This is a genomic window from Streptococcus handemini (genome assembly GCF_040984445.1).
Classification (GTDB): Bacteria; Bacillota; Bacilli; order Lactobacillales; family Streptococcaceae; genus Streptococcus; species Streptococcus handemini.
In genome coordinates this window covers 1-6288 of sequence record NZ_JBFRYH010000089.1, presented here as the reverse complement: position 1 = coordinate 6288, position 6288 = coordinate 1, and the positions used below count along the sequence as shown (strand labels likewise).

Here is a 6288-nt window from a genome sequence, read left to right as displayed (position 1 = left end):
GTATTATAAGGAGTATTAGCTTTTCCATCTGTGACAACCTTTTGGTCACCTTCTACAATCTCGTCTCCCTTTTTAAAGCGAAGTGGATTTCCTGCTTCGTCCACATAGTTGACAATGACTGAACCTGATTTTTCATAGACATAGATGATGTTTTGCTTTCCTTCTTTGACTTTGCCAGTGCCTGTCGTATCGGTCACGATGGTGTTGGTATCACTGATGTTTTCAACAATAGCTTTATCATGAACTTTACCTTCAGCATTTGTGGACTGCTCTTTTAGGATATAAGTCACTTTTCTTGGCTTACCGTCTTCCCCTGGTTCAGTACGAGTGATTTTTTCTAGTTTCTCATCATCCGTCACAGTATAGGTTGAGCCAGTACGCTTGTCATCTGTATTGTGATGGTTTGGTTGTAGGATATTTCCCTCTGTATCTACATAGTGGAGAATCACATCACCGGTCTTGATTTCACGGTATTCATATACGACGTTGGAATCTCCTGACCATCTGTTACGGATATTGATTCCACCTACTCCTACTGTACTATTTTGTGCAAACGGAAATTGGACACGTACCGCTTCACCCGGTTTAGATGTTCCAACTAAGTTAGTAGTGATACTAAAGTTTTCCACCAGTTTATTGCCGTCAACACGGACATGACCTGCATAAAAGGCATCTACGTCACTACTAATTAGGTCTGAGTCAGCTGGTATATTTTGTGAGCCGTCTACTGCTACATACTTAGCCCAGTTGAAAACCTTGGTATTTTCTAATCTTGGCTGAATATTTGCTCCACCTTCCAAAGCGGCTAAACGAGTCTTAGCTCTATCACGAGCAGCTTCAGTTAGTTCTTTTTCTTCCTCTTCACCTTCGGATAAATTTTGCTTGGCATTGAGACGAGCAAGCGTTGATTCTGCTCCAGCAAGCACTTTTTTATTTGCTTGCTTTCTTTCTGCACGTTCTTCATCTGTCATTATACTGAAGAAAAAGGATTCGGCAGTTGGCAAGTCTTCTGTATCGGCATCTTTAGGCGAGAAGTAGGTCGTAACTCGTGTCGTTCCTTCATCATCAAGATACTCTGTTTTTGTATAAATCGTAACACGTTTCGTCGCACCGTTTGTTGGTGTGACAGTTTGGCGATTGTACTGGAAATCTCCTTTTTTAAACGTATTCGGATTCCCAACTGATCCGGCTGTATTTGATGAAGAACTTACAAGAGTATAGCCTTCAATCTCTACCGGAACCGTATGATACGACATTCCTGACCATCCATATTGTACATAACTGTCATGAATTTCTTTCCCTGTTGCTTCATCATAGTACTTAGTAAATTGTGGGTACCATATCGGAATACTAGCAATTGGTTCATTTACCGAGATTGGGGAGGCAACATTCTTCCCTCCTGTATACGTGAGCATAGCAGAAGTTTGGTGAGCCTGATTCGTATTAGGAGCAGCTATTCGCGCTATAAAACTTACTGCATCCGATGCGATAATAAACAACCCACCTTGCGAATCAAGATTCAATCCGTTTGGATCAGCAATCATTTCCTTCGTAGCAGGATCCTGAACGTGGAAACCAAAGTTAAGCTTATTTGCATTTGTTAGCTCTAGTTCTTTTGTCGCCAACACTTTTTTAGTCTGATGATTGAAGGCAGTGATATATACCTTGTCTGGTGTCTTCTTCCCCGGAGTCGTAGGCCCTGAAGCATCAACTGAGAGAGCGTAGGCAACTGAATTAGCATTTACGTTGTCATGGACAATATTAGCAAACGTATAACGATTTTCACTCGGATCTTTGTAGGCTGGATCTGAAGTGTCTTTCACATAATAGTCTTTGTATGCTACCGCATCTTTTTCATTTTGTGATGTGTTGCCTTCATTTCCACTTGGTGTGTCTCCTAGATTTGGTTGTGTTGTGTCACCATCAATTACACGGAAGTCAGAAGTTCCCAAATTGTTAAAGGGCTTCCCTTGGTTTGGAAAGGCTTCTTCTCTAGTTGGTGCTTTTGGACGATTAGCGCGTCTTGCTTCATTCGCAATCTCTTTAAGATCCGCAACATCCGTCGATTCATTAACACGTGTGATAAAGCTTTCTTTCAGTTCATTTGACAAGTTTTGGTAAGTACTGATAATGCTGACTATTGTTGCCTTGCGTGCACTCAAGTCTGTAATGGAAGGGTCCTCACTTGCTGGTTTTGCCTCTTCATCCGTTCCTGCTGAAACTTCTTCTGGCTTAGCCAACTCTTCTTTTGCTTCAGTAGGAACAATTGCTGTTTCATATACCTTATCTGCTGTTATAGCTGACTCTTCTTTTGCTTTATCTTCAACAGTTTCTGAAACTACACTACTAGCATTTTCCGTTGTCGCTGAAGTTGCTGAGTTCGGATTTTCTGTAACGGGTGCAACCGCCTCTGTCTCTGGGTGTATAGTTGCTGTTTCATCAGCATATACATTTGGCGCACCTAAAAGGACCGAGCCCAAGAAGACTGAACCAACACCAACTTTGAACTTACGAATTGAAAAACGATCTTTTTTTCTTTGAAACATGAAATATTTTTTTCCTTTTCTTTTGTAGAATTCTGCTATACACAGTGTTTTGTTCAAAAAAGATAGACTTTTAGAACGTACAAGTATTGGGGGAAACGAGCAAAAATTTAGCTTGTTTTCCCTTTCTTTCTGCCATTTTAAAAGTCTAAAGTTTTTGAACTACCTTTTATAAAAAACATAGAAGTTTCTTATATTCTGGCTCTATAACAACTGTAGTGGACTAAACCTTTCACTAATCCACTACAATCTTGATATTAAGCGTATTTAGCTTGTCATGAGACGTTTTCACTTGTTCGATGTCGCCTATCCGAATGTCTCCAATAACGTCTGCTACAAAGAGCGCTACAAAATACAGATCTGCGATCAAGCTTACCTCTAATAGTTGTGACTTTTCGGCCACATGCGTTACAAACGAATGTTCTGCTATCATACCACAAACTAGATTTTTGCTCTTTCATCTTTTGCTATTCTTCTCCTTTCTTCCACTCAAAGTATCTATTCGACCATTGCGTCAGCTTTCCTACGTAAAATCGTAGATACTTTTGAGAGAATAATAATTGTTTTTCCATATATCTTATCCTATGAAAAACTAATCCTCATCGTCTAATTTTTTCTTACCTAATCCAAGTAAAGCTGCTAATCCAAGGGCAGTTACGCCATACATAAATGTAGAATTTCCAGCCCCATCACCTGTACATGGCAATTCTGTTTTCGCAGGTTCTGCTGGTTGAGCCAACGTACCTGAAGCAACTGGTTCACCTGATTGATCTGTTGATCCTCCATCTGGTGTTTCTACCTCTGGTTTGTCTTCTTCTCCTCCTGGTGTTGCTCCTGGATTTGGATCTGTTGATCCTCCTTCACTCGGTGTGCTTCCAGGTTCATCTGGTGTTCCTTCGCTTCCACTTGGTGTATCTCCTCCATTGCCAGGTTCTCCTTCTGGTTGTGGTCCACTTGGATCTGGTTGTGGATCTGTTGATCCTCCATCTGGTGTTTCTACCTCTGGTTTGTCTTCTTCTCCTCCTGGTTGTGGTCCACTTGGATCTGGTTGTGGATCTGTTGATCCTCCATCTGGTGTTTCTACCTCTGGTTTGTCTTCTTCTCCTCCTGGTGTTGCTCCTGGATTTGGTTCTGTTGATCCTTCTTCTCCTGGTGTGTTTTCAGGTTGATCTGGTGTTCCTACCAAAGCACGACGATAGCGGTATCTTATTACCTGTGGTTTTGTTTCAATATTTTCTCCGTCTACTGTTACTGTATTTTCTATTTTACCACTTTGTGGGGCAGAGTTATCTAATAGTGCTGGTTTTTCTCCATCTCTAACAAGTTCATATTCTACTCCGTCTTTATCTGTTAATCTTTCCGGTGGTGTATCAGTATACTCTACTCCAGGAATGTCTTCTTTTACTAATTTTGCCTCTGGGTTTAGATTTGTATAGTCAGCTTTATTTTCATAAAGGCGTGTGCCAGTATCATCTGCATAATACTCAGCTTCCACTTTTTCTATCTTGGCATATTCGTAGTCTACTCTTGAGCCAAGTGACCAAGCATTTTCAATAGTAATTCCTGAAGCTAATATCAGTTTTTTACTTGCAGGATTTCTAATGATCAACGGGCGAGGAAGACTTGTACTCTTCCCAACTTCTAGTTTAGTGACATAATCATTATTCTCCAGGATAAGAAGTTTATCATATGTTCCTTCATGAAATGCATAGAAAGCATTAGCATCTTTTGAAACATAGTCTTTAAGCTCAGGATATTTTGCTAAGTCACTATCCCTTACCCTATATTTCTTATTTTCTTTTGCTACTATTTCTTCTGTTCCTTGCAATAAATAGGCTTTGTTCATTTCAAATGTATACTTACGTGATTCAGGGGATTTAAGGTAGTCCTCCAAAAGTTCACTTGCAGTTGGTAATTGATGTGGCAATTTAGGCGAAGAAAAGACCGTCATCTCTAAAGTACCTTTATTATCTATATAGTGGTTGAATTTATACATAGTACCTGAAAAGTTACCTGCCGACCATCTTTGCTTCACAGCTTCCCATTCGCCTTTTCTGTAACTTATTTCAACTGCAAGTTTTCCGTCTTGATTGCCATTAGTTCCGACTAATTTATATCCTAAGATTTTCAAAGGAACAGTTGTGTATGAATCATTTTTAAAATAATCTCCTGCCTGTTCATGGCTTTCATGAACCTTAACCTTGTTATCGCTGCCTGCCAAATAGTAATTTGTCACTTGTTTCGCCTTTTTAGGTAGCGGGAGTTGCTTACCGTCCGCAATAGTTGGATTTATATTAGTTGAAAATGCAGAATAAGACACTTTCAACTTCTTAGTATTTTTAAATTTTAAATATATCTGATTTTCTTTTCTCCATGCCTGTAATTCATCTGGATCTATGTCAGCACCAAATAATGTTACTTTATATTGTTCTCCTTCATCAACATCCATAGAAAAAGATTTTGTTTCTCCGACTTGTTGTCCTTGTGCATCAAAGGCTGTAAGATAGACTGTTTTAGGAATACCAGCCATAATATCATCAAATCCTTCAGTTGCACGTTCGCCTTCTTTAAAACGTTCTACATCTCTATCAATAGAAATAGCATAGGATAGGATTTGAGGTTCATCTTCACCACTCTTAACTTCTTTTTCTATATTCCAAAAAGTAAAGCGATTTTCATTTGGATCTTTTAGCGGTGCATTTAAATTTGGTGTAATGGTATAATTTTTAAAAGCCTCTTTATCTAATTCATCTTGCGTCTTTGGAGTTGTAGCATCTGCATGAGTATCTGCCGATGACTCTGCTCTAAAGTAAGTACCTTCTGGTAGATCCTCCCCTTCTTTTGGGAAAGTTTCATCACGCAGTTTGGCACGACTAGCTTCTTTTACGATGACCTCTAGCGTTGCTTCATCCGTTGCTTCATTTATTCTTCTAATAAAATCCGCACGAACTGATGCAGACAGGAGTTTGTAATCATTGATTTTTGCTATTTCGCGAATTTTCGCTAAGCCAATCTCATCTGCTGGAAGATCCGTATCAGCCGCAACGTGCTCTACATGATGTGAAGTCACTACAGCAGCTACATTTTCTACCTCATCTGACACCTCAGTAGCAATGGCAGAAACTGAAGACGCTACGATTTCCTCTTCTTCTGTTGATGTAGACTCTTCTACTGTACTATCAGCCATTTCATGCGAAACAGACTCGCCCCCTGTCCCTTCTGTTGACGCACTTGCTTGATTTGCAACAGAGTCCGACACTAACTCAATAGCTGGTTGAACTTCAGCTGTTTCCGCATTTTCTAAGGCATGCACCTGTTGCGCAACCAAAAAGAGCGAACCTAAGAAAACAGAGCAGACTCCAACTTTAAATTTACGAATTGAGAAACGATCTTTTTTTCTGTAAAACATCTTTTCCCTCCTTATATTTTGAATGATTTAATCAAACACATATTATAAATTCAGAAAAGCAGGACTTTTTGAACGCCTATAATTAGGGGCAGTTGAGCAAAATGTAGGCTGATTTTTCCTCCATTTTTAGCTATTCAAAAAGTCCTACCTTACTGACATTTATTTACGTGTGCCAATATATACTAATCATAGTGTAACATATTTATTCAAAAAGTCCTAGTATTTTGAACAATTTTAGTCACTTTTTTTCGCCCTCAACCAGTTGTAGCAAGTTGTTTTAGCAACTCCTAAGTATATAGAGGCTTCGTTGATGCTGATTTCTTTATTTTTCCACAT

At 39.4% G+C, this 6288-nt stretch carries 3 protein-coding genes; all 3 read right to left on the bottom strand.

Features of this window, described 5'->3' with window-relative positions:
• A partial coding sequence (locus ABPH35_RS10110) for a MucBP domain-containing protein (RefSeq protein ID WP_349989643.1) occupies positions 1 to 2546 on the bottom strand: 2546 nt, incomplete at its 3' end.
• A gap of 232 nt (positions 2547 to 2778) precedes the next feature.
• On the bottom strand, positions 2779 to 2976 hold the full coding sequence (locus tag ABPH35_RS10105) for a hypothetical protein (protein ID WP_349989644.1): 198 nt from the start codon (positions 2974 to 2976) through the stop codon (positions 2779 to 2781).
• A gap of 159 nt (positions 2977 to 3135) precedes the next feature.
• Complete coding sequence (locus ABPH35_RS10100) at positions 3136 to 5952, bottom strand: YSIRK-type signal peptide-containing protein (protein WP_368849788.1); 2817 nt, start codon at positions 5950 to 5952, stop codon at positions 3136 to 3138.
• Positions 5953 to 6288 lie beyond the last annotated feature (336 nt).

Coding starts and splice junctions, on each gene's coding strand:
- ABPH35_RS10105 (WP_349989644.1), bottom strand. CDS start 2,976: ATGATAGCAGAACATTCGTTTGTAACGCATGTGGCCGAAAAGTCACAA.
- ABPH35_RS10100 (WP_368849788.1), bottom strand. CDS start 5,952: ATGTTTTACAGAAAAAAAGATCGTTTCTCAATTCGTAAATTTAAAGTT.